This is a genomic window from Streptomyces sp. NPDC017991, assembly GCF_044328075.1.
Classification (GTDB): Bacteria; Actinomycetota; Actinomycetes; order Streptomycetales; family Streptomycetaceae; genus Streptomyces.
Map to the genome: position 1 here is coordinate 287,607 of NZ_JBIRGP010000005.1, position 23,451 is coordinate 311,057.

Here is a 23,451-nt window from a genome sequence, read left to right on the forward strand (position 1 = left end):
GCGTTCGGTGACCTACACCCCCACGGCCTCCCGCTCGGCGGTAGCCTCCCGCTTCGCGGACTTCTTCTTCGCGCGGCGTTCCTTGCGGAGTTCGACCATCGCGTAGAGCGTCGGTACGAGGAGCAGGGTCAGCAGCGTCGAGGTGATCAGGCCGCCGATCACCACCACCGCGAGCGGCTGGGCGATGAAGCCGCCCTCGCCGGTGATGCCCAGGGCCATCGGCAGCAGGGCGAAGATGGTCGCCAGGGCCGTCATCAGGATCGGGCGGAGGCGGTGCCTGCCGCCTTCGATCACGGCCTCGACGACTCCGTAGCCCTGTTTGCGGTACTGGTTGATCAGGTCGATCAGCACGATCGCGTTGGTGACGACGATGCCGATGAGCATCAGCATGCCGATCATCGACGGCACGCCCATCGGCGTACCGGTCACCACGAGCAGACCGATCGCGCCCGTCGCCGCGAACGGGATCGAGACGAGCAGGATCAGCGGCTGGATCAGCGACCGGAAGGTCGCCACCAGCAGCATGAACACGATCGCGATCGCCGCGAGCATCGCGAGGCCGAGGGACGCGAACGCGTCGTCCTGGTCCTCGGAGACACCGCCGATGGAGGCCGTGGCCCCGGCCGGCAGCTTCAGCTTGTCGAGCTTCGTCGTCAACTCGTTGCTGACCGCGCCCGTGTTGTCGCCCGTCGGCTTCGCCGTGATGGTGGCCGCGCGCTGACCGTCGATGCGGGTCATCGAGACCGGCCCGTCGACCAGCTTGACCGTCGCGATGTCGCCGAGCTTCACCGCGCCGAGCTTGAGGTTCTTCAGCTCGGACAGCGTCTCGGCGGGCTTCGCCGACGTGACGACGACGTCCCGCTCGGTGTCGTCCAGGATCGCCTTGCCGCTGGTGGTGCCGCGGACGGCCTGGCCGACGGCCGCGCCGAGCGTGGTGTCGTTGAACCCGGCAGCCGCCGCCTTGTCGTTGGCCTTGACCGAGATGCGCGGCACCGACTGGGCAAGGTCGCTGGTGACGTCGGTGACGTCGTCCAGCTCGGCGACCTCGTCGCGGACCTTCTCCGCGGCCTCGCGCAGCACCTCGCCGTCGGCGGACTTCACCACGACGCTCAGGTCCTGGCTGCCGAATCCGTCACCGGCCGCGACCGTCGTCGTACCGATCCCGGAGAGCTTGCCGAGCCCTTCCTCGATGCTGCCCTGGACGTCGTCGAAGGAGGCCGAGTCGGCGACCTTGACGGTGTACGAGGCCTGGTTGGTGTCCGTGCCCCCGCCGAACGCGGCCATGAAGCCGGAGGAGCCGATCGTGACCTGGTAGTCCTCGACGCCCTTGACGTCGGCGAGCATCCCCTCGACCTTCTTCGCCTGGGCGTCGGTCGCGGCCAGGCTGGTGCCGGGCTTCAGCTCCTGCTTGACGGTGAGGACTTCCTGGTCGCCCTGGTCGAAGAAGTTCGTCTTCAGCAGGGGCGTCATACCGAACGTACCGATGAGCACGACCACCGCGATGGCCACGCTGGTGAGGCGGCGGCGGGTGGCGAAGCGCAGGACGGGGACGTAGAAGCGCTGGAGGCGGCTGCGGGCCTCCTTCTCCTCGGCCTTGCGGCGGGCCTCCTCCGGGTCGGCTCCGCGCACGTCCTTGGGGGCGCGCAGGAACCAGTACGAGAGGACCGGGACGACCGTCAGCGAGACGAGCAGCGAGGCCAGCAGGGCCGCCGTGACCGTCAGGGAGAACGAGCCGAACAGTTCGCCGACCATGCCGCCGGTCAGGCCGATGGGCAGGAAGACCGCGACCGTGGTGAGCGTCGAGGAGGTGACCGCGCCCGCGACCTCGCGTACCGCCTTGAGGATCGCCTCCTGGCGCTCCTCGCCGTAGCCGAGGTGCCGCTTGATGTTCTCCAGCACCACGATCGAGTCGTCGACGACCCGGCCGATGGCGATGGTCAGGGCGCCCAGGGTGAGGATGTTGAGCGATTCGTCGCGGACCCAGAGCACGATCAGCGCGAGGACGACCGACATCGGGATGGAGACGGCGGTGACCAGCGTCGAGCGGACCGACGCCAGGAAGACGAGGATGACCAGGACCGCGAAGAGCAGTCCGAGCGCGCCTTCGGTGGTCAGGCCCTTGATGGACTTGGAGACGGCCGGGCCCTGGTCGCTGACGACCGTCAGGGTGGCGCCGGAGCCGAGGTCCTTGCGCAGCCCGGACAGCTTGTCCTGGACCGCGTCGGAGACCGCGACCGCGCTGCCGTCGTGGTCCATGGTGACGGAGACGGCGAGGCTGGGCTTGCCGTCGGTGCGGGTGATGGACTCCGTCCGGGCGGGCTTCTCCGCGACGGTGGCGACGGTCGCCAGGCGTACGGGCTTCTTGCCGCCCTCGCCGGTGACCATCAGGTCCTCGATCTGCTTCAGCGAGGTGAAGCCGCCGCCGACCTGGACGGTGCGGTTGCTGCCGTCCTCGTCGAAGGATCCGGCCGGTACGGTCGCGCCGCCCGCCTGGAGGGCCTGGCCGAGCGCGGCCGTGGTCAGCCCCGCCTTCGCGAGCTTCGCGTCGTCGGGCGTGACCGCGACCTCAAGGTCCCGTACGCCGTCGACCGTGACCTGGGCGACGCCGTCGATGTCCTTCAGCGCGGGGACGACGGTACGGTCCAGCTGGTCCGAGAGGGCCTGCTGGTCCTTGCCGGAGGTGACGGCGAGGACCACGGTCGGGATGTCGTCGGTCGAACCGGCGACCACCTGCGGGTCCACGTCGTCCGGGAGCTGGACGCGGGCGCGGTTCACGGCCTGCTGGACGTCGGCGACGATCCGGGCGGAGTCGTTGCCGTAGTCGAAGGAGGCCATGATCAGGGCGTTGCCCTCGCTGGCCGTGGAGGTGACGCCGGAGATCCCGTCGACCGCTTCGAGGTTGTCCTCGATGGGCTCGACGACCTGCTTCTCGACCACGTCGGGGGACGCGCCCTGGTACGGCGCCAGGACCGACACCATGGGCAGTTCGATGGTGGGCAGCAGCTGCTGCTTGAGTTGCGGGATCGCTATCGCCCCGAAGACGAGCGCGATGATCGACATCAGCCCGATGAGGGCGCGCTGGGCGAGGCTGAAGCGGGACAGCCAGGACATGGGTGACGGGTCTCTCTTCTGTTGCTTGAGGCTGTTGCCTGTGTGTCTTGAGGCAGGTGCCTGTGTGTGGGGAGCGGCGCGACGGGCTCATGTGAGCGTCCGCCTATCACTCTGAGCCATCGGCGGGGGCACTCCCCTCGCCCCCAGGTCCCGTTCCTTATACGGCGCATACCGCGCCCGCAGTACGTACGGGTGGAGCTCACTCCACCCTTGGGCGTACCAGTCCGGACTCGTAGGCGATCACCACGAGTTGGGCCCGGTCGCGGGCTCCCAGCTTGGCCATGGCACGGTTGACGTGCGTCTTCACGGTGAGCGGGCTGACTTCCAGGCGTTCGGCGATCTCGTCGTTGGAGTGGCCGCCGGCGACCTGGACGAGGACTTCGCGCTCGCGGACGGTGAGTGCTTCGAGGCGCTCGGCGCGGGCGGGGTCGCGGTCGTCGTCGCCGCCCTGCGCGAGGAACTTCGCGATCAGTCCCTTGGTGGCGACGGGCGATAGCAGGGCGTCACCGGCCGCCGCGACGCGGATGGCGTTGAGCAGTTCCTCCGGTTCGGAGCCCTTGCCGAGGAAGCCGGAGGCGCCGGCCCGCAGCGACTGCACCACGTACTCGTCGACCTCGAAGGTCGTCAGCATGACGACGCGCACGTGGGCGAGGCCGGGGTCGGCGCTGATGAGCCGGGTCGCGGCGAGCCCGTCGGTGCCGGGCATCCGGATGTCCATCAGCACGACGTCGGCGCGCTCCTCGCGGGCGAGGCGTACCGCCTCCGCGCCGTCCGAGGCCTCTCCGACCACCTCCATGTCGGGCTCGGAGTCGACCAGGACACGAAAGGCGCTGCGCAGCAGTGCCTGGTCGTCGGCGAGCAGGACACGGATCGTCATACGGGGTTCCCCTTGGCTGCCTCGGTCGTGGACGTGGCCGTCGTGGACGCGGTGGTCGTGGAGGCGGTGGTCGTGGAGGCGGTGGTCGTGGAGGCGGTGGTCGTGGACGCGGTGGCTCCGGCGCGGCTCTTGACCGGCAGGATCGCATGCACGCGGAAGCCGCCGCCGTAGCGGGGTCCCGCACTGCAGGTGCCGCCGAGCGCGGTGACCCGCTCGCGCATGCCGAGCAGTCCGTGGCCGCCGTTCTCCTCCAGGCGGGCCGCCGCGTCGTCACCGGGGCCGTTGTCCAGGACGGTGATCTCCACGTTCGGTCCCACCCGTACGACGCTGACCTCGGCCTTCGCCTCCTGGCCCGCGTGCTTGCGCACATTGGTGAGGGCTTCCTGGATGACGCGGTACGCGGCCAGGTCGACGGCGGCGGGCAGGGCCGTGCCCTGGTCGGTGCGGGCCACTTCGACGGGCAGGCCCGCGCTGCGGAAGGTGCCGACGAGCTCTTCGAGGCGGTGCAGGCCGGGGGCCGGTTCGGTGGGGGCCTCGGGGTCGCCCGACTGTCGCAGCAGGCCGACCGTGGCGCGGAGTTCGTTGAGCGCGGAGCGGCTGGCCTCGCGGACGTGGGCGAGGGCCTCCTTCGCCTGGTCGGGGCGTTTGTCCATGACGTGCGCGGCGACTCCGGCCTGCACGTTGACCAGGGCGATGTGGTGGGCGACGACGTCGTGCAGATCGCGGGCGATGCGCAGGCGTTCCTCCGCGACCCGGCGGCGGGCCTCCTCCTCGCGGGTGCGTTCGGCTCGCTCGGCCCGCTCTCTGATGGCGTGCACGAAGGCGCGGCGGCTGCGGACCGCGTCGCCCGCGGCGGCGGCCATGCCGGTCCAGGCGAAGATTCCCAGGTTCTCCTGGGCGTACCAGGGCAGGGGTCCCGCGAGCATGGCGAAGGCGGTCAGGACCGTCATGGTGAGCAGGCCCACGCGCCAGGTGGTGGGGCGGTCGGTGGCGGCGGCGACGGTGTAGAGGGCGACGACGGCGGACATCGCGACGGGGGCGCGGGGGTCGCCGGTCACGAACTCCACGACGGACAGGGCTCCGGTCGCGGCGAGCACCCAGAGCGGGTGTCTGCGGCGCAGGATCAGGGTGGTCGCGGCCAGCAGCATGAGGGTGAGGCCGAGGGCGTCGGGGGCGCGGGCGCCCCACATCGTGCCGCCGTGCCGGCCGTTCGGCTCCGCGAAGGAGCCGGCCAGCATGCACGCGAGGACCGCGGCGGCGAGGGTGCCGTCGGCCACCAGGGGGTGGGACCGCAGCCAGTTCCTTGCGCGCGTCAGTGTGCTCACGGTTCTTTACGGTACGGGGGCCCTGGCGGGGGGCGGAACGGGGACGGGCCTTGCGGTCGGCTGCGGGGCGTTCGTCTGCCGGTTCGGTGGGGGTTGACCGCGCCGTTCCCCGCGCCCCTGGAGGGCGGGGCCGCGCGCAGAGCGTCGTCCGCGGGACCGTGGGGGTTGGTCGCGCCCCTGGAAGGCGGGGCGGTCCCGCAGACGCCGCACAGCCCGTCCGCTGTCTTTCAGCCCGTCCGGCGTTTGAGGACGAGCGCGTCAGCGCGACAGGGGGGTCTGGGGGCGCAGCCCCCATGCAGTGACGGGAAGGGTAGGGGCGGCGGGGGCGAAGGACGTGTCAGCCGGGGAACAGGCCGTCGTCCGTCAGGAGTTCGCGGACCTCCGACAGCGTCGCGTCCGGCGACGGCAGGATGAGCTCGGAGGGTTCGAGGGAGTCGTCGGGGAGCGAAACTCCCAGCCGGCGCACCGCGTCGAGCAGCGCTCCCAGCGTCCGCCGGAAGCCCTCCTCGTCCCCGGCCCGCGTCTCCGCGAGGAGCTCGTCGTCCAGCGCGTTCAGTGCGGCGAGGTGGCCGTCGTCCAGCCTCACCTGTCCCTCCCCCATGATCCGTACGATCATGACGCCCTCCTCGGCGTGGGACCGCGCACCCCTGCTACCGCCTACTGCTTGTCGAAGCGCGGGGTGTCCTGCGACTGCGACTGCGGCTTCTGGGACTGAGTCTGACCCTGACCGCCCTCGATCGCCTGCTGGGACGAGGAACCCCCGGCCAGCTCGGCCTTCATCCGCTGCAGTTCGAGCTCGACGTCCGTGCCGCCGGACAGCCGGTCCAGCTCGGTCTGGATGTCGTCCTTGGCGAGCCCGGAGTGGTCGTCGAGAGCACCGGAGGCGAGCAGCTCGTCGATGGCACCGGCCCGCGCCTGGAGCTGCGCGGTCTTGTCCTCGGCCCGCTGGATGGCCATCCCGACGTCGCCCATCTCCTCGGAGATGCCGGAGAAGGCCTCACCGATCCGGGTCTGCGCCTGGGCGGCCGTGTACGTCGCCTTGATCGTCTCCTTCTTGGTGCGGAATGCGTCGACCTTGGCCTGGAGCCGCTGCGCGGCGAGGGTGAGCTTCTCCTCCTCGCCCTGCAGGGTCTGGTGCTGCGTCTCCAGGTCGGTCACCTGCTGCTGGAGAGCGGCCCGGCGGGACAGCGCCTCACGGGCGAGGTCCTCGCGGCCCAGCGCGAGCGCCTTGCGCCCCTGGTCCTCCAGTTTGGAGGACTGGCCCTGGAGCTGGTTCAGCTGCAGCTCCAGGCGCTTGCGGGAGGTCGCCACGTCGGCGACGCCGCGGCGCACCTTCTGCAGCAGCTCCAGCTGTTTCTGGTACGAGTAGTCGAGGGTTTCGCGCGGGTCCTCGGCCCGGTCAAGGGCCTTGTTCGCCTTCGCGCGGAAGATCATCCCCATACGCTTCATGACACCGCTCATGGGCTTCGCGCGCCCCCTTCTGACGGACTCCGGCTCCAGCGACTGCAACAGAACCCACAGTACGGGCCCTGCATCCATTACCGCACTGTTCGGGGACGGATGCGCTCATCCCCAAGGACGACTGACGACGATCTTGCTCCGGCGTAGGGAGTAGGTGTTCCCCCAGGGATCGCTCCGGGTTCGGTCCGGATCGGCTCCGGAGTCGTCCCGGGGCCGGCACGCGCAACCGCACGCCACCACCCCATTTCAGGCCTCCTGTCCCCCTACAGACGACCGGTGTTGCCGGATCGTTCCCCACTCGGCCGACGTCCATGCCTCCGCACCCCTTACCCTTGGGTTTTGTGTTCCGTAGCCGCGCCAAAGACGAGAAGGGCCACGCCGACAAGGCGTCGGTGACCGACTCCCCTCAGATCCGTGACCCGCAGGCCCCCAAGGGCAGGCCCACTCCCAAGCGCAGTGAGGCCCAGTCCCAGCGCCGCAGCGTGGCCAATACGCCGACGTCGCGCAAGGAGGCCTCCAAGCGGCAGCGCGACGAGCGCCGCGCCCACATGGAGAAGCAGCGCCAGGCGCTGGCCAGCGGCGACGAGCGTTATCTGCCCGCCCGTGACAAGGGCCCGGTGCGCAAGCTCGCGCGTGACTTCATCGACTCGCGGTTCTGCATCGCCGAGTTCTTTCTGCCGCTCGCCGTGGTCATCCTCGTCCTGAGCATGGTCCGGATCGCCCAGCTGCAGAACGTCGCGCTGCTGATGTGGCTCTTCGTGATCGTGCTGATCGTGCTCGACTCGGTCGGCATCGCGATCCGCCTGAAGAAGCAGCTGGCCGCGCGCTTCCCGGACGAGCCCAGGCGCGGCGCCGTCGCGTACGCGCTGATGCGCAGCCTCCAGATGCGTCGCCTCCGGCTGCCGAAGCCGCAGGTCAAGCGCGGAGAGCGGCCCTGAGCGCGGCACCCTTCCCGGGAGGCGCGGCGGATGCCTGGCTGAGCAAGCTGGGCGCGCTGCGTGATGTCGTACGGCAGGAGCTGGTGGCCCGGCAGCTCGACGAGCAGATAGCCGGGCGCTTCCCTGTCGGGCAGCGGCTGCGGGTGCTCGACGTGGGCATGGGCCAGGGCACGCAGGCCCTGCGGCTGGCCCGGGCCGGGCACCAGGTGACCGGCGTCGAGCAGGACTCCACCATGATCTCCGTGGCCCGAGAGGCCCTTGCCGCCGAGCCGGAGGGCATCCGCGGCCGGGTCCGGATCGTCGAGAGCGACGGGCGCGACACCGGGGTCCACTTCCTGCCCGGCAGCTTCGACGTGGTGCTGTGCCACGGCGTACTGATGTACGTCGAGGAGCCCGACGCGCTGCTCGCGGGGCTCGCCCGGATGCTGGCCCCCGGCGGGCTGCTGTCCCTGCTGGTGCGCAACGCCGACGCGCTGGCCATGCGGCCGGGGCTGGCCGGCGACTGGGCGGGAACGCTGACCGCGTTCGACACCAGCACGTACACCAACCGGCTCGGGCTCGTCGTCCGCGCCGACGGGCTCGACACCCTCACCGGCACCCTCGCCGGGATCGGCGCGCCGCTGCACGTCTGGTACGGGGTGCGGGTCTTCACGGACACGGCCGCCGATGACGCGGCGGTGCCGGACGACGTGGGCGCCCTGCTGGCCGCCGAGGAGCGGGCCGGCCGGACCGACCCCTACCGCCGGGTGGCGGCGCTGCTGCACCTGTGCGGCGTACGGGGCTGAAACCCCCCGCTCTCCCTCGCTGCCCGGCCGGCTTCATGGCCGGACAGCGAAAAGGCCGCGACCGGTTCGTACGGCCGCGGCCTCTCACTCGTACGGACCACAGGGACTCGTACGGACCACAGGGACTCGTACGGACCACGAGGACTCGTACCGATCTACGAGGTCAGGGCGCCTCGGCGTGCAGGCTCATCGGGCCGTAGATCTCCGCGGCGTCCTCGAAGATCCGGACCTGGTCCGCTCCGCCCTCGGCCAGTTCCTTCCAGTTCTCGCCGAGCCAGGACTCCGCGTCGCCCTGGGTGGTGAACTCCTCGGGCTGGACCGCGGGCTGGACTTCCGTCCCGTCGGCCTTCTCGAACCGCCACGTCCATGCCGCCATGTCAGCCTCCCAAAAGTTCCCATACGTACCGGGAAAGTACCGAGCAAGATCGGGCTCTCGCCGTCAGCCTAGGCGCTCCGCCACTGGTCCGGTGTTCAAAAGTGCAGGTCGAGAACCATGGGGTGCCGGTGCTGGGGGTGCGCGCTCCGCTCGCGCGCTCGTCCGCGCCCCGGCCGAGGTGCGCCCTTGTGCACCCCCTGACGGGCACGAGCCGCGCCGACACGGGAAAATCGGGCCCGTGGAAGTGACTCTGCTTGGTACCGGCGGCCCCCTGGGGCTGCCCAGGCCCGATTGTTCGTGCGCCGTCTGCGCGGTGGCGCTCGGTGCGGACGCCCGCGCGGCCACCGCCCTCCTGGTGGACGGGACGCTGTTGCTGGACCTGACGCCCGGGGCGGCCTTCGCGGCGGCCCGGGCCGGGCACTCGCTGAGCGGGGTGCGCCAGGTCCTGCTGTCGCACCCGCACGACGGGCCCGCCGTGGAGGTGCCGGCGGGGCTGCCGCAGCCGGGGCGGGTGCCGGACGGCCGGGAGCTGACGCTGCTGACGGGCCATCGGGTACGGGCGCTGTCGATGGACGCGCCGGGCACCGGGTACGCGGTCACGGGCCCGGACGGGCAGCGGCTGCTCTATCTGCCGCCGGGCGCGGCGCCCGCGGGCCTGGACGAGACGACCGATACGTACGACATGGTGGTCGGTGATGTCGTCGGGCGGCCGGACGCGCTGGCCCGGCTGCGGCTGGTGGGCGCGGTGGGTCCCGCCACCGATTTGATCGCGGTGCACCTGGACCACGACGTGCCGCCCGGCCGGGAACTGCGGCGGCGCCTCGCGGCCGCGGGGGCGCGGACGGTCCCGGACGGCAGGACGCTGACCGTCGGGGTGTACGAGGACGTGCCCGACGTACCGCGCCGGACGCTGGTCCTCGGCGGGGCCCGGTCGGGCAAGTCGGTGGAGGCGGAGCGACGGCTTGAGGCCTTCCCGGACGTGCTGTACGTGGCGACGGGCGGCGCGCGCAACGGGGACGGGGAGTGGGCGGCCCGGGTGCACGCGCACCGCGAGCGGCGCCCCGGCTCCTGGCGTACCGCCGAGACCTGTGACCTCGTACCCCTCCTCAAGGAGGACGGGTCCGCGCTGCTGATCGACTGTCTGTCGCTGTGGCTGACGGACGCGATGGACGCCGCGAACGCCTGGGACGACGCCGAATGGGCCGGTGGCGGCGAGCGCGTGCTGCGGGCGCGCGTCGAGGAGCTGACGGCCGCCGTCCGCGAGTCGCGCCGTACGGTGGTCGCCGTCTCCAACGAGGTCGGCTCCGGGATCGTCCCCGCCACCCCCTCGGGCCGCCGCTACCGCGACGAACTGGGCCGCCTCAACGCGGCGTTCGCGACCGAGTGCGAGCACGTGCTGCTGGTGGTGGCGGGCCAGGCGGTCGCCTTGAAGAGCTGAGACCCGTCGAAGGCCTTCAGAGCTCGTCGGAGCCCGTCGGAACCCTTCAGAGGTGGGTCGCGCGCGGGTTCTTGCGGGCGATGATCCGGTACGCGTTCGAGAAGCGGGTGCGGCGCAGGAGTGGGGCCAGCGCGTGGTCCAGTACGAAGGCGGAGGCGAGCAGCGGGGCGGTGGCCCGGGTCAGGGCCGTACGGAGGGTGCGCTGGAGGTCGGTCGGCGGGGCGGGGCGCCAGGGCTCGTCGCCGCCCGGCAGCCGGTTGCCGATCGCCAGGGCCAGGGCGCCGGTCAGGTCGTACGGGACGTGCGGTTCGCGGCGGTCGGTGGAGACGACCGAGCAGCCCAGTGCGTCCAGTTCGTCGAGCAGGTTGCGCAGCGGCATGAGGTGGAGGTGCTGCGGCTGGCAGTACGACACCCACCACTTGCCGAGCAGCGCGCCGAACGCGCAGTCCGGGTCCGGGACTTCGACGAGCAGGTGACCGCCGGGGCGCAGTACGGCGAGCGCGGCGCGCAGTTCCTCGCGCGGGTCGGGACTGTGCTCCAGGTGGTGGAACATGCTGACCACGTCGTAGCGGGCGCGCAGCCGGCCGACCAGGTCGGGCAGCCGGCCGCGGTGCGCCTCCTCGACCCGGCCCGCGGCCCGGGCCTTGTCGACGCGCGAGGTGGGGTCGAGGCCGTCGAAGGACGTGTACGTGAACAACTCCTTGGCCGCCGCCGGGAAGTGGCCGTGTCCCGTGCCGACGTCCAGCCAGCTCTCGGGCTCCGGGAACGGGAGCATCGCGCGGGCCGCGGCCTCGTGGCGGCGGCGGCCGGCGCGGGAGCGCAGGGTCCGCTCGGCGAAGCCCTCGTGCTCCTGGCGTTCTTCGCCGGGGTCCTGGTTCTCGTAGAAGTCGCGGTAGTAGAAGGCGAGGCCCTCGGTGGTCAGGCGGGGGTTCTGGAAGGCGTGGGCGCAGTCCTCGCACTCGTCGACGACGAAGGTGCCGGGCTTGTGCTGGAGCAGGTCGGGGGTACGCAGCCGGGTGCGCAGCCGCGCCGAACCGCACCAGGGGCAGTCGGGTCTGCGCGGTTCGTGGAAGCGGTCGGTGCCCTGGGCCAGCTCCCCCAGGTACACGGCGCGGCGCTGGGCGACGGACTGCCGGGCGGCGGACGTGACGGCTGTGGGGGGTGTAGGGGGCGTGGGGGGTGTGGCCGGGGTCGGGGGTGTGACGGGTGTGGGGGGCATGGTCTGTCTGCTCCTGCCGGTCCGACGGGGTAAGACCCTGTAGAGGCTGATATGAGCCGCTACCAGCTGATACAAACCGGTATGACAATCCACTGCAAACCGGCACACATGGGATCGCCGGCTTTGCGGCGCCCACCCCGCGCGGACCACTGACCGCCCGTCAGGATCCCGGCCGGATCACTGCCGGTACTGTTCGGCGAATGAGCTCGCTTAATCTCGACGACTTCACCGATCTGATCGAGCGCCCCGACGGCGGCGTACGCCGTGACGCCGAGGCGCGCCGGGAGCGTCAGGTCGTGCCGCCCGGGTCACTGGGACGCCTGGACGAACTCGGTGAGTGGCTGGCCGCCGCGCAGGCGGCCGTGCCGGTGCGGGCGATCGAGCGTCCGCGCGTGGTGCTGTTCGCGGGCGACCACGGGGTCGCCGGACTGGGGGTCTCGGCGCGGCCCGCCGGGAGCGCGGACGACCTGGTGCGCTCCGTGCTGGACGGCGCGAGTCCCGTGTCGGTACTGGCGCGGCGGCTCGGGGTGCCCGTGCGGGTGGTGGACATGGCGCTCGACTGCGAGCCGGAGAGCCTGCCCGACGAGGTCGTACGGCATCGGGTGCGGCGTGGGTCCGGGCGGATCGACATCGAGGACGCGCTGTCCCTGGAAGAGGCGGAGGCCGCGTTCCGGGCGGGGGTCGCCGTCGCGGACGAGGAGGCCGACTCCGGGACCGATCTCGTCGTGCTCGGGGATGTGAGTGTCGGGGGGACGACCGCGGCGGCCGTGCTGGTGGCGGCGCTGTGCGGGACCGACGCGTCGGTGGTGACCGGGCGTGGGGGGCGGGCGATCGACGACCTGGCGTGGATGCGCAAGTGCGCGGCGGTTCGCGACGCGTTGCGTCGCGCCCGTCCTGTTCTCGGGGACCAGTTGCAGTTGCTCGCGACGGTGGGCGGGGCGGATCTCGCGGCGATCACCGGGTTTCTGCTGCAGAGTGCCGTGCGCAAGACGCCCGTGATTCTCGACGGGGTCGTGTCGGCGGCCTGTGCGCTGGTCGGGCAGCGGGTCGCCTTCCGGGCGCCGGACTGGTGGCTGGCCGGGCAGAGCAGTGGGGAGCCGGCGCAGGCGAAGGCGTTCGACCGGATGGCGCTCGAACCGCTGCTTTCGCACGGGGTGACGGTTGGGGAGGGGGCGGGGGCGTTGCTCGCGTTGCCTTTGGTGCAGGCTGCTGCGGCGCTTGCGGCGGAGTTGCCTTTGGCCTCTGCGGCCTCTGTGGGCTCCGGGGGGTCCGAGGGGCTGGGGGCCCTGGACGCCACGGAGGCCCTGGCGGCCGAGTAGGGGGTGCTTCGGCCCGGCGCTTCGGGTGCGGGTCCGGTGGGGGCCGTTCGCGCAGTTCCCCGCGCCCCTTAAGGGCCGAAAGACTGCGCCGTTCCCCGCGTCCCTTGTCGGTGGGGCTGTGGCCCTGCCGGTTTTGGGGGCGCGGGGAACTGCGCGGGTGGCCCCCACCGGGCCCGCAGGCGGACTTCTTCAGGGGCGCGGGGAACTGCGCGGCCAGCCCCCGCCGGGTCGCAGGCGGATTTCGGGGGCCAGCCTCGCCCCGGCGGCGGCAAGGTAGCGGCCCGGCGGCAAAGGTGCCCCATATGATCCACTTTCATGGGAAGCGTCCGATCCATCGCCGCGACATCCGCCGTGTGGTACCTCCGCACCGTCGCGTTCCTCAACTTCCTGAGCGCCGTATGGGTCTCCCTCGGCCAGGACGTGCGGCGCCACAACACGGAGGACTACTTCACCCCGTACCTGCTGACCGCCGGCTTCGCGTCAGGCGTGTTCACCATGTTCCTGGCGATCACGATGCGAAGGCGCAAGCGAGCCGCCTGGATCCTCAATCTGGCCCTCAGCGGAGCGTTCCTGCTGCTGTTCGCCTTCGCCATGGTCTTCCCGGAGGTCCGCCGTTACCCGCAGAACTGGATCTCCCTCGCCCTGACGGCGGCCTTCGTGGCCTCCCTGGTCATCGGCCGCCCCGCGTTCTACGCGAAGGGCGACCGCTCGAACCCCAGGCTCGCCGCGATCGTGGGCGTCGGCGGGCTCCTGGCCTGCTCCCTGCTCGCCGCGCTCCTGGTGACCGTCACGAACCACGCCCACGACGCACACCTGTCGACCTTCACCGACCGCTGGCGCTACGGCACCCTGCGGCTCGTCTCGGTCGCCGCCGACGACTCCCGCTTCCCCGGGATCACCACTCCCAACTGGGTGAACGTCGCCATCAACGTACTCAGCACCCTGCTCGTACTCGCCGTCCTCTACGCGGCCTTCCGCTCCCGCCGCGTCGTCGACCCGCTCACCGCGGACGACGAGGAACGGCTGCGGGCCCTGCTCGGCCGGCACGGCGACCGGGACTCCCTCGGCTACTTCTCGCTGCGCCGCGAGAAGAGCGTGGTGTGGTCGCCGACCGGCAAGGCAGCCGTCGCCTACCGGGTCGTCGGCGGTGTCTCGCTGGCCTCCGGCGACCCCATCGGCGATCCCGAGGCCTGGCCCGGCGCCATCGGACCCTGGCTCTCGGAGGCCCGCGCCCACGGCTGGATCCCGGCCGTGATGGGCGCGGGCGAGGAGGCCGGGACCGTCTACGCCCGGCACGGTCTCGACGCGCTGGAGCTCGGGGACGAGGCGATCGTCGAGACCGCCGAGTTCACCCTCGACGGGCGGGCCATGCGGACCGTCCGCCAGGCCTACAACCGCGTGCGGCGCGCGGGCTACCAGGTACGCGTCCGGCGGCACGAGGACATCCCGGCCGACGAGATGGCGTACCTCCTCGCCCGCGCGGACGACTGGCGGGACGGGGCGACCGAGCGCGGCTTCAGCATGGCGCTGGGGCGGCTCGGGGACCCGGGCGACGGCCGGTGCGTGATGCTCGAATGCCGGGACGGCGGGGAGGACGACAAGGAGGGCGACAAGGAGGGCGAGCTGAGAGCGGTGCTGTCCTTCGTGCCCTGGGGCCCCCGTGGGCTCTCCCTCGACCTGATGCGGCGGGACCGGGACTCCGAGAACGGGCTGATGGAGTTCATGGTCATTCAACTCCTCCAGCGGGCCCCCGAGATCGGGATCACGCAGGTCTCGCTCAACTTCGCCATGTTCCGTTCCGTCTTCGAACGCGGCGCGCGCCTCGGCGCGGGGCCGGTGCTGCGGCTGTGGCGCTCGCTGCTCAGCTTCTTCTCGCGCTGGTGGCAGATCGAGTCGCTGTACCGCGCCAACGCCAAGTACCGGCCCATCTGGGAACCGCGGTTCCTGCTCTTCGAGAAGAGCGCCGACCTGCCGCGCATCGGCCTCGCCGCCGCCCGCGCGGAGGGCTTCCTGGAGGCGCCGGGCCTGCCAAAGTGGCTGCACCGCAAGCGACTGGACGCACCCGGCGGACGAGTCCGTCAGGAGCGTCCGGGCAGGGAACGTACGGGCTCCGGGTCGGGTTTGCCGCCGATCAGGTCCTGGAACCTGCGGCGCGGCCCCGCCCAGCGGCGGTCGTGATGGTAGGCCCGCAGACGGGCCCTGGCGCGGGCGCGCGGCCGTCGGGGGTAGAAGCGCCTGGCCCAGGGTGACGTGGGGCGGGCGAGACGGATCGCGCCGACCAGGGCGACGAGCGGGACGATCACCCCGAAGATCGCCATCCGGGTCTTGCCCTTGCTCAGCGTCAGCAGGGCGACGAGGAAGTTCAGCCCGATGCTCACGACAGCGCCGGCGCGGTCCTGGAGCTCGTCCTCGGTGAGGTCGTTGACGCCGAACGGCAGGAAGCCGCTGAGCATCAGGCCGACCAGCGCCGCCGTGACCACCACGACCTCGACGCTCTTACGGCCCTCCTCGCTCCAGTAGACGTCGTCGAGGTGCAGGATCAGCGCGAACTCGTCGAGCACCAGTCCCGCGCCCACGCCGAACACCACGGCGAACACGGCCGAGCCGGCGCCGTGCCGGTCGCTGCCCACCGCGCCGAAGCCGCCGATCACGGTCAGCACGACCCCGGGGACGACGTGGTGGATGTGCAGACCGCCTGCCTTCACGTTGCCGAACGGGCCCTTGCCCGCCCGGATGAGCCGGACCACGATCCGGGTGATCACGAAGGTCAGGACGAAGGAGGCCAGCGCCAGCAGCAGCGGCAGCTTTCCCGGCTCGATGATGTTCCGTGTCCACCAATGCCCCATGTGCGCACTTTATCCGCGGCTGCCGTCAGCGTCTCCCGGTCGCTGCGCGGGCGCCGACCGGTAACCTGCGCCGGTGTCCACGCCCCCGCCGACCCCGCCGCCCGGTCCCCCGCCCGAGACGCCCGGGACGCCCGCGGCGTCCTGGAGCGACGGACTCCGCTTCGCCTTCGGCACGCTGACCGTGTTCCCCGTGACCGTACGGCGCTGGGACCGCGGGGCCGCTCGCACAGGGATGCCGGTCGCGCCCGTCGCCGGCCTCGCGGTGGGTGTTCCGGCCGCCGCGACCGGACTGCTCCTGCTGGCGCTCGGGGCGGGCCCGCTCCTGGCGGCCGTCGCGAGCGCCGCCGTACCCGCCGTCCTGACCCGCGGCCTCCACCTCGACGGCCTCGCCGACACCGCCGACGGCCTCGGCAGCGGCAAGCCCGCCGAGGACGCGCTGCGCGTCATGAAGCAGTCGGACATCGGCCCGTTCGGGGTCATCACCCTGCTGTTCGTCCTGCTCGCGCAGGTGGCGGCGCTCGCCCAGGCGTACGGGGACTCGTGGGGCCGGGGCGTTCTCGCGGCCGTCGTGTCGGCGACCGCCGGTCGTCTCGCCCTCACGCTGGCCGCGCGTGCGGGCGTGCCGGCCGCTCGGCCCGAAGGGCTGGGGGCGGCGGTCGCGGGTGCGGTGCCCCTGCGGGCCGCCCTCCTCCCGGCCGTCGTCGTGACGGTCGCGGCGGGCGGCGCGGGCGCGCTTCTCGGGGCGTACGGGGTGCTCGGTTCCGTCCTCGCCGTCGTGCTCGGCTGCGCCGCCGCCGAGGGGCTGTTGCGGCACTGCGTGCGGCGGTTCGGGGGTGTGACCGGTGATGTCTTCGGCGCGCTTGAGGAGACGGCCGTGACCGTCGCGCTGGTCGCGTTCTGTCTCTTCGTGTAGCGGCGACTTCTTCGCCCCCGCCGCCCCTGCCCTTCCCGCCACTGACTCAGGGCTCCGCCCCCGAACCCCCGCTCCTCACACGCCGGAGAGGCTGTCTCCCAGCCCGTCCGGCGTTTGAGGACGAGCGCGTAGGCTCGTGGTCGGGAATCCGAACGCCCCGGCCGACCTCACCCCCGCCGGCCACAGAACTCAACGGAAGCGAGATTTCACCACCGTGACTGCTCTCACTCTCAGCACCGCCGCGGCGCCCGGTCTGCGCACCGACGCGATCGTCGTCGGTGTCGCCAAGGTCACCGGGTCCAAGTCCGGGGACCTGGTGGTCGCACCGGGCGCCGAAGCCGTGGACAAGGCGTACGACGGCAGGCTCGCCGGCGTTCTGGAGACCCTCGGCGCCTCGGGCGGCGAGGGCGAGGTGACGAAGCTGCCGGCACCTTCCGGCTTCAAGGCACCGCTCGTCGTGGCGGTCGGCCTCGGCGCCCTCCCGGAGAAGGACGGCTCCTTCTCCGCGGAGACGCTGCGCCGCGCCGCCGGCGCCGCCGCCCGCGCCCTGGCCGGCACCAAGAAGGCCGCGTTCGCCCTGCCGGTCACGGACGCCGCCGACGCGGGTGCCGTCGGCGAGGGCGTACTGCTGGGCTCGTACGCCTTCGACGCGTACAAGGAGGCCGCCAAGGACGGGAACGGCTCCAAGAACGGCAAGGCCCCGCTCGCCGAGGCCACGCTGCTCGGCGGCAAGTCCCGCGACAAGGCGTTCAAGGCGGCCGTCGAGCGCGCCACGGCCGTGTCCGAGGAGCTGAACCGCGCCCGCGACCTCATCAACACCCCGCCGAACGACCTGAACCCGGAGGCCTTCGCCGCAGTCGCGCAGGCCGCGGCCAAGGAGCACGGCATCAAGGTGCAGGTGCTCGACGAGAAGGCGCTCGCCAAGGGCGGCTACGGCGGCATCCTCGGCGTCGGCGCCGGTTCAGCGTCCCCGCCCCGGCTGGTGAAGCTCTCGTACACCTCCTCCAAGGCGAAGAAGCACCTCGCCTTCATCGGCAAGGGCATCACGTACGACTCGGGCGGCATCTCGCTCAAGCCCGCCGGGCACAACGAGACGATGAAGTGCGACATGAGCGGTGCCGCGGCGGTCTTCGCCGCCGTGGTCGCCGCCGCGCGTCTGGGCCTTGAGGTCAACGTGACCGGCTGGCTCGCGCTGGCCGAGAACATGCCCTCCGGCTCCGCCACCCGTCCGGGCGACGTGCTGCGCATGTACAGCGGCAAGACCGTCGAGGTCCTCAACACCGACGCCGAGGGCCGGCTCGTGCTCGCCGACGCGCTCGCCAAGGCGTCCGAGGAGAAGCCCGACGCGATCGTCGACGTGGCGACGCTGACCGGCGCGATGATGCTGGCGCTCGGCAACCGCACGTTCGGGATCATGGCGAACGACGACGCGTTCCGCTCCGCGGTGCACGAGGCCGCCGAGGAGGTCGGCGAGGCCGCGTGGCCGATGCCGCTGCCGGACCACCTGAAGAAGGGCATGGACTCCCCGACCGCCGACATCGCCAACATGGGCGAGCGGTACGGCGGCGGTCTGGTGGCCGGGCTCTTCCTGCAGGAGTTCGTGGGCGAGGGCATCACGTGGGCCCACCTCGACATCGCCGGGCCCGCCTTCAACGAGCAGGGGCCGTTCGGTTACACCCCGAAGGGTGGTACGGGGTCCGCCGTGCGTACGTTGGTGCGGCTTGCCGAGCTGACCGCTGCGGGGGATCTGGGCTGACGCCCGCCCACTGAGCGAGCCCTCGCACGTCGTACGGCGGGTGCGGACCGGTGAGGGCCTCTCGCGCCCACGCGGCGGAGCCGCACATCGATACAGTCCCGCGCCCCTTGAGGGGGCGCGGGGCCTCCGTGTGATCGATCAGACGTCCCACAGCACGGCCCGGCGTCCCGGGCGGCGGCGACAAGTGCGAAGATGGGTTCTCGGCAGGACAGGGCCCACCTCAGGGCCGAAGAAAGAGCGGCCACACCAGCCGCCGCCCGGTCACTGAAGACCGGCGCCGGCGCACATGCATGGAGGACGTGACGTGGCGAACGACGCCAGCACCGTTTTCGACCTAGTGATCCTCGGCGGTGGTAGCGGCGGCTACGCCGCGGCCCTGCGCGGAGCGCAGCTTGGCCTGGACGTCGCCCTGATCGAGAAGAACAAGCTCGGCGGCACCTGCCTGCACAACGGCTGCATTCCCACCAAGGCCCTGCTGCACGCCGGCGAGATCGCCGACCAGGCACGCGAGAGCGAGCAGTTCGGTGTCAAGGCCACCTTCGAGGGCATCGACATCGCCGCCGTCCACAAGTACAAGGACGACGTGATCAGCGGCCTGTACAAGGGCCTGCAGGGCCTCGTGGCCTCCCGCAAGGTGACGTACATCGAGGGTGAGGGACGGCTTTCGTCCCCCACCTCCGTGGACGTCGGCGGGCGGCGCGTGGAAGGCCGTCACGTGCTCCTGGCGACCGGCTCCGTGCCGAAGTCGCTGCCGGGCCTGGACATCGACGGCAACCGCATCATCTCCTCGGACCACGCGCTGACGCTGGACCGCGTACCGCAGTCCGCGATCGTGCTGGGCGGCGGTGTCATCGGCGTCGAGTTCGCCTCGGCGTGGAAGTCCTTCGGCACCGACGTCACCGTGATCGAGGGTCTCAAGCACCTCGTCCCGGTCGAGGACGAGAACAGCTCCAAGCTTCTTGAGCGCGCGTTCCGCAAGCGCGGCATCAAGTTCAACCTCGGCACGTTCTTCGACAAGGCCGAGTACACGCAGGACGGCGTCCGCGTGACCCTCGCCGACGGCAAGACCTTCGAGGCGGAGATCCTCCTGGTCGCCATCGGCCGCGGCCCGGTCTCCGCCGGTCTCGGCTACGAGGAGCAGGGCGTCGCGACGGACCGCGGTTACGTCCTGGTCGACGAGTACATGCGCACCAACGTGCCGACCGTCTCGGCCGTGGGTGACCTCGTCCCGACGCTCCAGCTCGCGCACGTCGGCTTCGCCGAGGGCATCCTGGTGGCGGAGCGTCTGGCCGGTCTCAAGACCGTCCCGATCGACTACGACGGCGTGCCCCGGGTGACGTACTGCCACCCCGAGGTCGCCTCCGTGGGCATCACCGAGGCCAAGGCCAAGGAGATCTACGGTGCGGACAAGGTCGTCGCTCTGAAGTACAACCTCGCGGGCAACGGCAAGAGCAAGATCCTCAAGACCGCGGGCGAGATCAAGCTCGTCCAGGTCAAGGACGGGGCCGTCGTCGGCGTCCACATGGTCGGCGACCGCATGGGCGAGCAGGTGGGCGAAGCCCAGCTGATCTACAACTGGGAGGCGCTGCCCGCCGAGGTGGCGCAGCTCATCCACGCTCACCCGACACAGAACGAGGCCATGGGCGAGGCCCACCTCGCTCTCGCCGGCAAGCCGCTGCACTCGCACGACTGACCGACCCTCGGTCAACTCACGACGCGACGACCAGACTTCCGCAATTCGTAAGGAGCAACCGAAACCATGGCGGTTTCCGTAACCCTTCCGGCGCTCGGCGAGAGCGTCACCGAGGGCACTGTCACCCGCTGGCTGAAGGCCGAGGGCGAGCGCGTCGAGGCCGACGAGCCGCTGCTTGAGGTGTCCACCGACAAGGTCGACACCGAGATCCCCTCCCCTGCCGCCGGCGTGCTCGCCTCCATCAAGGTCGCCGAGGACGAGACCGTCGAGGTCGGCGCCGAGCTGGCCGTCATCGACGACGGCTCGGGCGCACCCGCCGCCGAGTCCGCCCCGGCCGCCGAGCCCGAGCCCGAGGCGGCCCCCGCTCCCGAGCCCGCCGCGGCTCCGGAGCCGGCCCCGCAGGCCACTCCGTCCACCGAGGCCGCCGCTCCGGCGCCGGCCCCGACCGCCGAGGCCGCTTCCGGCGGCGGCGGTGCCGAGGGCACCGACGTGGTGCTTCCGGCACTGGGCGAGTCGGTCACCGAGGGCACCGTCACCCGCTGGCTCAAGGAGGTCGGCGAGTCGGTCGAGGCCGACGAGCCGCTGCTTGAGGTCTCCACGGACAAGGTCGACACCGAGATTCCGGCGCCCACCTCCGGTGTGCTGCTGGAGATCGTGGTCGGCGAGGACGAGACCGCCGAGGTCGGCGCGAAGCTGGCCGTCATCGGCGCTCCCGGCGCGGCTCCGGCCGCGGCTCCCGCTCCGGCTGCCCCGGCTCCGGCGCCCGCCGCCGCTGCCCCGGCTCCGGCTCCGGCAGCTCCCGCTGCCCCGGCTCCGGCTCCGGCAGCTCCCGCGGCTCCGGCTCCTGCTCCGGCGGCCCCGGCCGCTCCGGCTCCGGCTCCGCAGGCGCCTTCGGCTCCCGCGCCGCAGCAGCAGACGGCCCCGGCTCCCGACCCGGCCCCGGCCGCGCCGGTACCGGCTCCCGCTCCCGTCACCCCGGCCGCGGCGCCCGCCGCGACCTCCGGTGACGACGGCGCGTACGTGACCCCGCTGGTGCGCAAGCTCGCCGCCGAGAACAGCGTCGACCTGTCCACCGTCAAGGGCACCGGCGTCGGCGGGCGGATCCGCAAGCAGGACGTCATCGCCGCCGCCGAGGCCGCGAAGGCCGCTGCCGCCGCTCCGGCTCCGGCCGCTGCCGCGTCCGCGCCGAGCACCGCCAAGAAGGCGCCGACGCTGGAGGCCTCTCCGCTGCGCGGCCAGACCGTGAAGATGCCCCGCATCCGCAAGGTCATCGGCGACAACATGGTGAAGGCCCTGCACGAGCAGGCCCAGCTGTCCTCGGTCGTCGAGGTCGACATCACCCGGCTGATGAAGCTCCGCGCGCAGGCGAAGGAGTCCTTCGCGGCGCGTGAGGGCGTCAAGCTCTCCCCGATGCCGTTCTTCGTGAAGGCGGCGGCCCAGGCGCTGAAGGCCCACCCGGCCGTCAACGCCCGGATCAACGTCGACGAGGGCACGATCACCTACTTCGACACCGAGAACGTCGGTATCGCGGTGGACTCCGAGAAGGGCCTGATGACCCCGGTCATCAAGCACGCGGGCGATCTCAACATCGCCGGTATCGCCAAGGCCACCGCCGAACTGGCGGGCAAGGTCCGGGCGAACAAGATCACTCCGGACGAGCTGTCCGGCGCGACCTTCACGATCTCCAACACCGGTTCGCGCGGTGCGCTCTTCGACACGATCATCGTGCCGCCGAACCAGGTCGCGATCCTGGGCATCGGCGCGACGGTCAAGCGTCCGGCCGTCATCGAGACGGACGAGGGCACGGTGATCGGCGTCCGGGACATGACGTACCTGACGCTGTCGTACGACCACCGGCTGGTGGACGGCGCGGATGCCGCGCGTTACCTGACGGCGGTCAAGGCGATTCTTGAGGCGGGCGAGTTCGAGGTCGAGCTCGGCCTGTAGGCTCCGCCGCCACCGCAACGCACGACGAGGTGCCCCTGTCCGGTCCACCGGACGGGGGCACCTTCGCGTTCCCCACGGACCGGTAGCCCACTCTGCGGCCCGGCGGGGGCCGTTCGCGCAGTTCCCCGCACCCCTGAAAGACCCGGCCAGTCCTCCACTGCAGGCTGTACGTGGCCGGCCGCGCCGTTCCCCGCGCCCCTTGAAGCGGGCAGGTTCTCCGCCTGCGGGTGGGTGGGGGCTGAGCGCGCAGTTCCCCGCGCCCCTTGCAGCGGGCGGTCGTACGGCTGCGGGTCGTGTGGGGCTGGGGCGCAGCCCCGCCCTTCAGGGGCGCGGGGAACTGCGCGAACGGCCCCCACCGGCCCGCAGCCGAAGCACAACCGGCGGGGCGCAGCCCCACTCAGGGGCGCGGGGAACGGCGCGGCCGACCCCCACCGACCCGCACCCGCCGTACACCCCGCAGCCCCACCCCCGTCCGCGCCCGGCCAACCCCAGCGGAGCGCCGTGGCTCATCTCACCTGCGTCAAAGCACCCCGCACACCCCTCCCCCACAGACGCACGGCCTTATTGTCTAAAGGTCAAAACGAAGGAGCCCCCATGACCGCGCCCGTCGTCCACTCGCTCCGCGAGCAGATCCGCGAGCACATCGTGGAGGGGATCGTCAGCGGGCGCTGGAAGCCGGGCGAGCGGATCGTGGAGCGCCGGATCGCCACGGAGCTGGAGGTCAGCCAGACCCCCGTACGGGAGGCCCTGCGCGAGCTGGAGTCCCTGCGGCTGATCGAGTCGGCCCCGAACAAGGGCGTACGCGTACGCAATCTGACCGCGGCCGACCTGGAGGAGAGCTACCCCGTGCGGGCCGGCCTGGAGGCCATCGCGGCCGAGCTGGCCGCCGAGCGCCTCGCGGCCGACTGCTCGACCCTGGAGCCGCACGTCGCCGCCCTGTACGAGGCCGACCGCAGGGCCGACGGCACGGGCCAGGTCCGCCACACGGTGGCCTTCCACCGCGAACTCGTACGCGCCGCGGGCAACAGCGTGCTGCTGCACACCTGGGAGGGCCTGGGCATCGAGGTCTTCACGGCCCTGTCGATCCGCTGGCTGGGCACGGTCCAGCAGTCGTACGCGGAGGAGCACGAGGCCCTGGTGGAGGCGTTCCGGCGCCGGGACCCGCTGATCGCGGAGCTGGTGAAGGCACATGTGCTGGGGTGCGCCCCCAGGACGGGCGACGAACCCGCCTCGTGAGCGCGCCGACCAGCGGAGCGCCGCCCCGCTCATACGTACCCCGGCGGACCCCCGACAGCACGCCTCACCTGCGAAAACAAGGCACCCCGTGCCCACAGGGAAGGCACCCCGTGCCTACTTTCTCGTGATCAAGAGGTTTTGCCCTTCAACCCTTTGATCGATCATCGATCAGCGAGTTACAGTCATCGGCGGGCTCCCACCAGAGCCCGCC

At 71.9% G+C, this 23,451-nt stretch carries 18 protein-coding genes; 10 read left to right on the forward strand and 8 right to left on the reverse strand.

From position 1 onward, the window contains the following. Positions 1-12 precede the first annotated feature (12 nt). The 5 genes from ACH4DZ_RS17585 to ACH4DZ_RS17605 form a co-directional block, all read right to left on the reverse strand. Positions 13-3,111 carry an efflux RND transporter permease subunit gene (locus ACH4DZ_RS17585; RefSeq protein WP_398288014.1) on the reverse strand — a complete coding sequence of 1,033 codons (3,099 nt, stop codon included), beginning with the start codon at positions 3,109-3,111 and terminating at the stop codon, positions 13-15. Positions 3,112-3,310: 199 nt separating this feature from the next. Then, positions 3,311-3,988, reverse strand: coding sequence for a response regulator transcription factor (locus ACH4DZ_RS17590; protein ID WP_248779536.1), 678 nt, complete (start codon positions 3,986-3,988; stop codon positions 3,311-3,313). Continuing rightward, on the reverse strand, positions 3,985-5,313 hold the full coding sequence (locus tag ACH4DZ_RS17595; RefSeq protein WP_398288015.1) for a sensor histidine kinase: 1,329 nt from the start codon (positions 5,311-5,313) through the stop codon (positions 3,985-3,987). The genes ACH4DZ_RS17590 and ACH4DZ_RS17595 overlap by 4 nt, the downstream gene beginning before the upstream one ends. 337 nt (positions 5,314-5,650) lie before the next feature. Next, complete coding sequence (locus ACH4DZ_RS17600) at positions 5,651-5,929, reverse strand: hypothetical protein (protein WP_398288016.1); 279 nt, start codon at positions 5,927-5,929, stop codon at positions 5,651-5,653. 41 nt (positions 5,930-5,970) lie between these two features. Beyond that, positions 5,971-6,774: a PspA/IM30 family protein gene (locus ACH4DZ_RS17605; protein ID WP_398288017.1), complete on the reverse strand. Its 804-nt coding sequence runs from the start codon at positions 6,772-6,774 to the stop codon at positions 5,971-5,973. A gap of 311 nt (positions 6,775-7,085) precedes the next feature. Here ACH4DZ_RS17605 and ACH4DZ_RS17610 point away from each other — a divergent pair, with 311 nt between their 5' ends. Next, positions 7,086-7,712 (forward strand): DUF3043 domain-containing protein, encoded by a 627-nt coding sequence (locus tag ACH4DZ_RS17610; RefSeq protein ID WP_398288018.1) that lies wholly within the window; start codon positions 7,086-7,088, stop codon positions 7,710-7,712. 83 nt (positions 7,713-7,795) lie between these two features. Beyond that, the gene (locus tag ACH4DZ_RS17615; RefSeq protein WP_398288019.1) at positions 7,796-8,497 is read left to right on the forward strand and encodes a class I SAM-dependent methyltransferase; all 702 of its coding nucleotides are present in this window, start codon (positions 7,796-7,798) and stop codon (positions 8,495-8,497) included. A 163-nt stretch (positions 8,498-8,660) separates the two neighbouring features. Here the strand turns inward: ACH4DZ_RS17615 and ACH4DZ_RS17620 are convergent, their stop codons facing one another. Then, positions 8,661-8,873, reverse strand: a complete 213-nt coding sequence (locus tag ACH4DZ_RS17620) for a hypothetical protein (protein WP_398288020.1) — start codon at positions 8,871-8,873, stop codon at positions 8,661-8,663. 238 nt (positions 8,874-9,111) lie between these two features. Here ACH4DZ_RS17620 and ACH4DZ_RS17625 point away from each other — a divergent pair, with 238 nt between their 5' ends. Continuing rightward, the gene (locus ACH4DZ_RS17625; RefSeq protein ID WP_398288021.1) at positions 9,112-10,311 is read left to right on the forward strand and encodes a bifunctional adenosylcobinamide kinase/adenosylcobinamide-phosphate guanylyltransferase; all 1,200 of its coding nucleotides are present in this window, start codon (positions 9,112-9,114) and stop codon (positions 10,309-10,311) included. Positions 10,312-10,357: 46 nt separating this feature from the next. Here ACH4DZ_RS17625 and ACH4DZ_RS17630 read toward each other — a convergent pair whose 3' ends face one another. Then, entirely contained in the window at positions 10,358-11,530 is a 1,173-nt protein-coding gene (locus ACH4DZ_RS17630) for a class I SAM-dependent methyltransferase (protein ID WP_398288022.1), read from the reverse strand. A 200-nt stretch (positions 11,531-11,730) separates the two neighbouring features. On the opposite strand from ACH4DZ_RS17630, the gene cobT reads away from it, so the two are divergent. Continuing rightward, the gene (gene cobT, locus ACH4DZ_RS17635; RefSeq protein WP_398288023.1) at positions 11,731-12,849 is read left to right on the forward strand and encodes a nicotinate-nucleotide--dimethylbenzimidazole phosphoribosyltransferase; all 1,119 of its coding nucleotides are present in this window, start codon (positions 11,731-11,733) and stop codon (positions 12,847-12,849) included. A gap of 315 nt (positions 12,850-13,164) precedes the next feature. Continuing rightward, on the forward strand, positions 13,165-15,027 hold the full coding sequence (locus tag ACH4DZ_RS17640; RefSeq protein WP_398288024.1) for a phosphatidylglycerol lysyltransferase domain-containing protein: 1,863 nt from the start codon (positions 13,165-13,167) through the stop codon (positions 15,025-15,027). Here the strand turns inward: ACH4DZ_RS17640 and ACH4DZ_RS17645 are convergent. Continuing rightward, positions 14,928-15,695: a hypothetical protein gene (locus ACH4DZ_RS17645; protein WP_398288025.1), complete on the reverse strand. Its 768-nt coding sequence runs from the start codon at positions 15,693-15,695 to the stop codon at positions 14,928-14,930. The two genes, ACH4DZ_RS17640 and ACH4DZ_RS17645, sit on opposite strands and share 100 nt — an antisense overlap. A gap of 73 nt (positions 15,696-15,768) precedes the next feature. Here ACH4DZ_RS17645 and ACH4DZ_RS17650 point away from each other — a divergent pair, with 73 nt between their 5' ends. From ACH4DZ_RS17650 to ACH4DZ_RS17670, 5 genes are all read left to right on the forward strand, one after another. Further along, positions 15,769-16,608 carry an adenosylcobinamide-GDP ribazoletransferase gene (locus tag ACH4DZ_RS17650; protein WP_398288026.1) on the forward strand — a complete coding sequence of 280 codons (840 nt, stop codon included), beginning with the start codon at positions 15,769-15,771 and terminating at the stop codon, positions 16,606-16,608. 214 nt (positions 16,609-16,822) lie between these two features. Next, positions 16,823-18,364 (forward strand): leucyl aminopeptidase, encoded by a 1,542-nt coding sequence (locus ACH4DZ_RS17655; protein ID WP_398288027.1) that lies wholly within the window; start codon positions 16,823-16,825, stop codon positions 18,362-18,364. 304 nt (positions 18,365-18,668) lie between these two features. Next, a complete protein-coding gene (gene lpdA, locus ACH4DZ_RS17660) occupies positions 18,669-20,057 on the forward strand; it encodes a dihydrolipoyl dehydrogenase (protein WP_328496800.1) in 1,389 nt (462 codons plus the stop codon). Positions 20,058-20,123: 66 nt separating this feature from the next. Then, on the forward strand, positions 20,124-22,004 hold the full coding sequence (gene sucB / locus ACH4DZ_RS17665; protein WP_398288028.1) for a 2-oxoglutarate dehydrogenase, E2 component, dihydrolipoamide succinyltransferase: 1,881 nt from the start codon (positions 20,124-20,126) through the stop codon (positions 22,002-22,004). A 594-nt stretch (positions 22,005-22,598) separates the two neighbouring features. Beyond that, complete coding sequence (locus ACH4DZ_RS17670) at positions 22,599-23,240, forward strand: GntR family transcriptional regulator (protein ID WP_210883318.1); 642 nt, start codon at positions 22,599-22,601, stop codon at positions 23,238-23,240. The last annotated feature ends 211 nt before the right edge of the window (positions 23,241-23,451 follow it).

Bases quoted from the DNA above. Each gene is read 5' to 3' on its own strand.
- ACH4DZ_RS17610 (WP_398288018.1), top strand. From the start codon at position 7,086: ATGCCTCCGCACCCCTTACCCTTGGGTTTTGTGTTCCGTAGCCGCGCC.
- ACH4DZ_RS17645 (WP_398288025.1), bottom strand. From the start codon at position 15,695: ATGGGGCATTGGTGGACACGGAACATCATCGAGCCGGGAAAGCTGCCG.
- ACH4DZ_RS17600 (WP_398288016.1), bottom strand. From the start codon at position 5,929: ATGATCGTACGGATCATGGGGGAGGGACAGGTGAGGCTGGACGACGGC.
- cobT (WP_398288023.1), top strand. From the start codon at position 11,731: ATGAGCTCGCTTAATCTCGACGACTTCACCGATCTGATCGAGCGCCCC.
- ACH4DZ_RS17605 (WP_398288017.1), bottom strand. From the start codon at position 6,774: ATGAGCGGTGTCATGAAGCGTATGGGGATGATCTTCCGCGCGAAGGCG.
- ACH4DZ_RS17620 (WP_398288020.1), bottom strand. From the start codon at position 8,873: ATGGCGGCATGGACGTGGCGGTTCGAGAAGGCCGACGGGACGGAAGTC.
- sucB (WP_398288028.1), top strand. From the start codon at position 20,124: ATGGCGGTTTCCGTAACCCTTCCGGCGCTCGGCGAGAGCGTCACCGAG.
- ACH4DZ_RS17640 (WP_398288024.1), top strand. From the start codon at position 13,165: ATGGGAAGCGTCCGATCCATCGCCGCGACATCCGCCGTGTGGTACCTC.
- ACH4DZ_RS17630 (WP_398288022.1), bottom strand. From the start codon at position 11,530: ATGCCCCCCACACCCGTCACACCCCCGACCCCGGCCACACCCCCCACG.
- ACH4DZ_RS17585 (WP_398288014.1), bottom strand. From the start codon at position 3,111: ATGTCCTGGCTGTCCCGCTTCAGCCTCGCCCAGCGCGCCCTCATCGGG.
- ACH4DZ_RS17590 (WP_248779536.1), bottom strand. From the start codon at position 3,988: ATGACGATCCGTGTCCTGCTCGCCGACGACCAGGCACTGCTGCGCAGC.
- ACH4DZ_RS17670 (WP_210883318.1), top strand. From the start codon at position 22,599: ATGACCGCGCCCGTCGTCCACTCGCTCCGCGAGCAGATCCGCGAGCAC.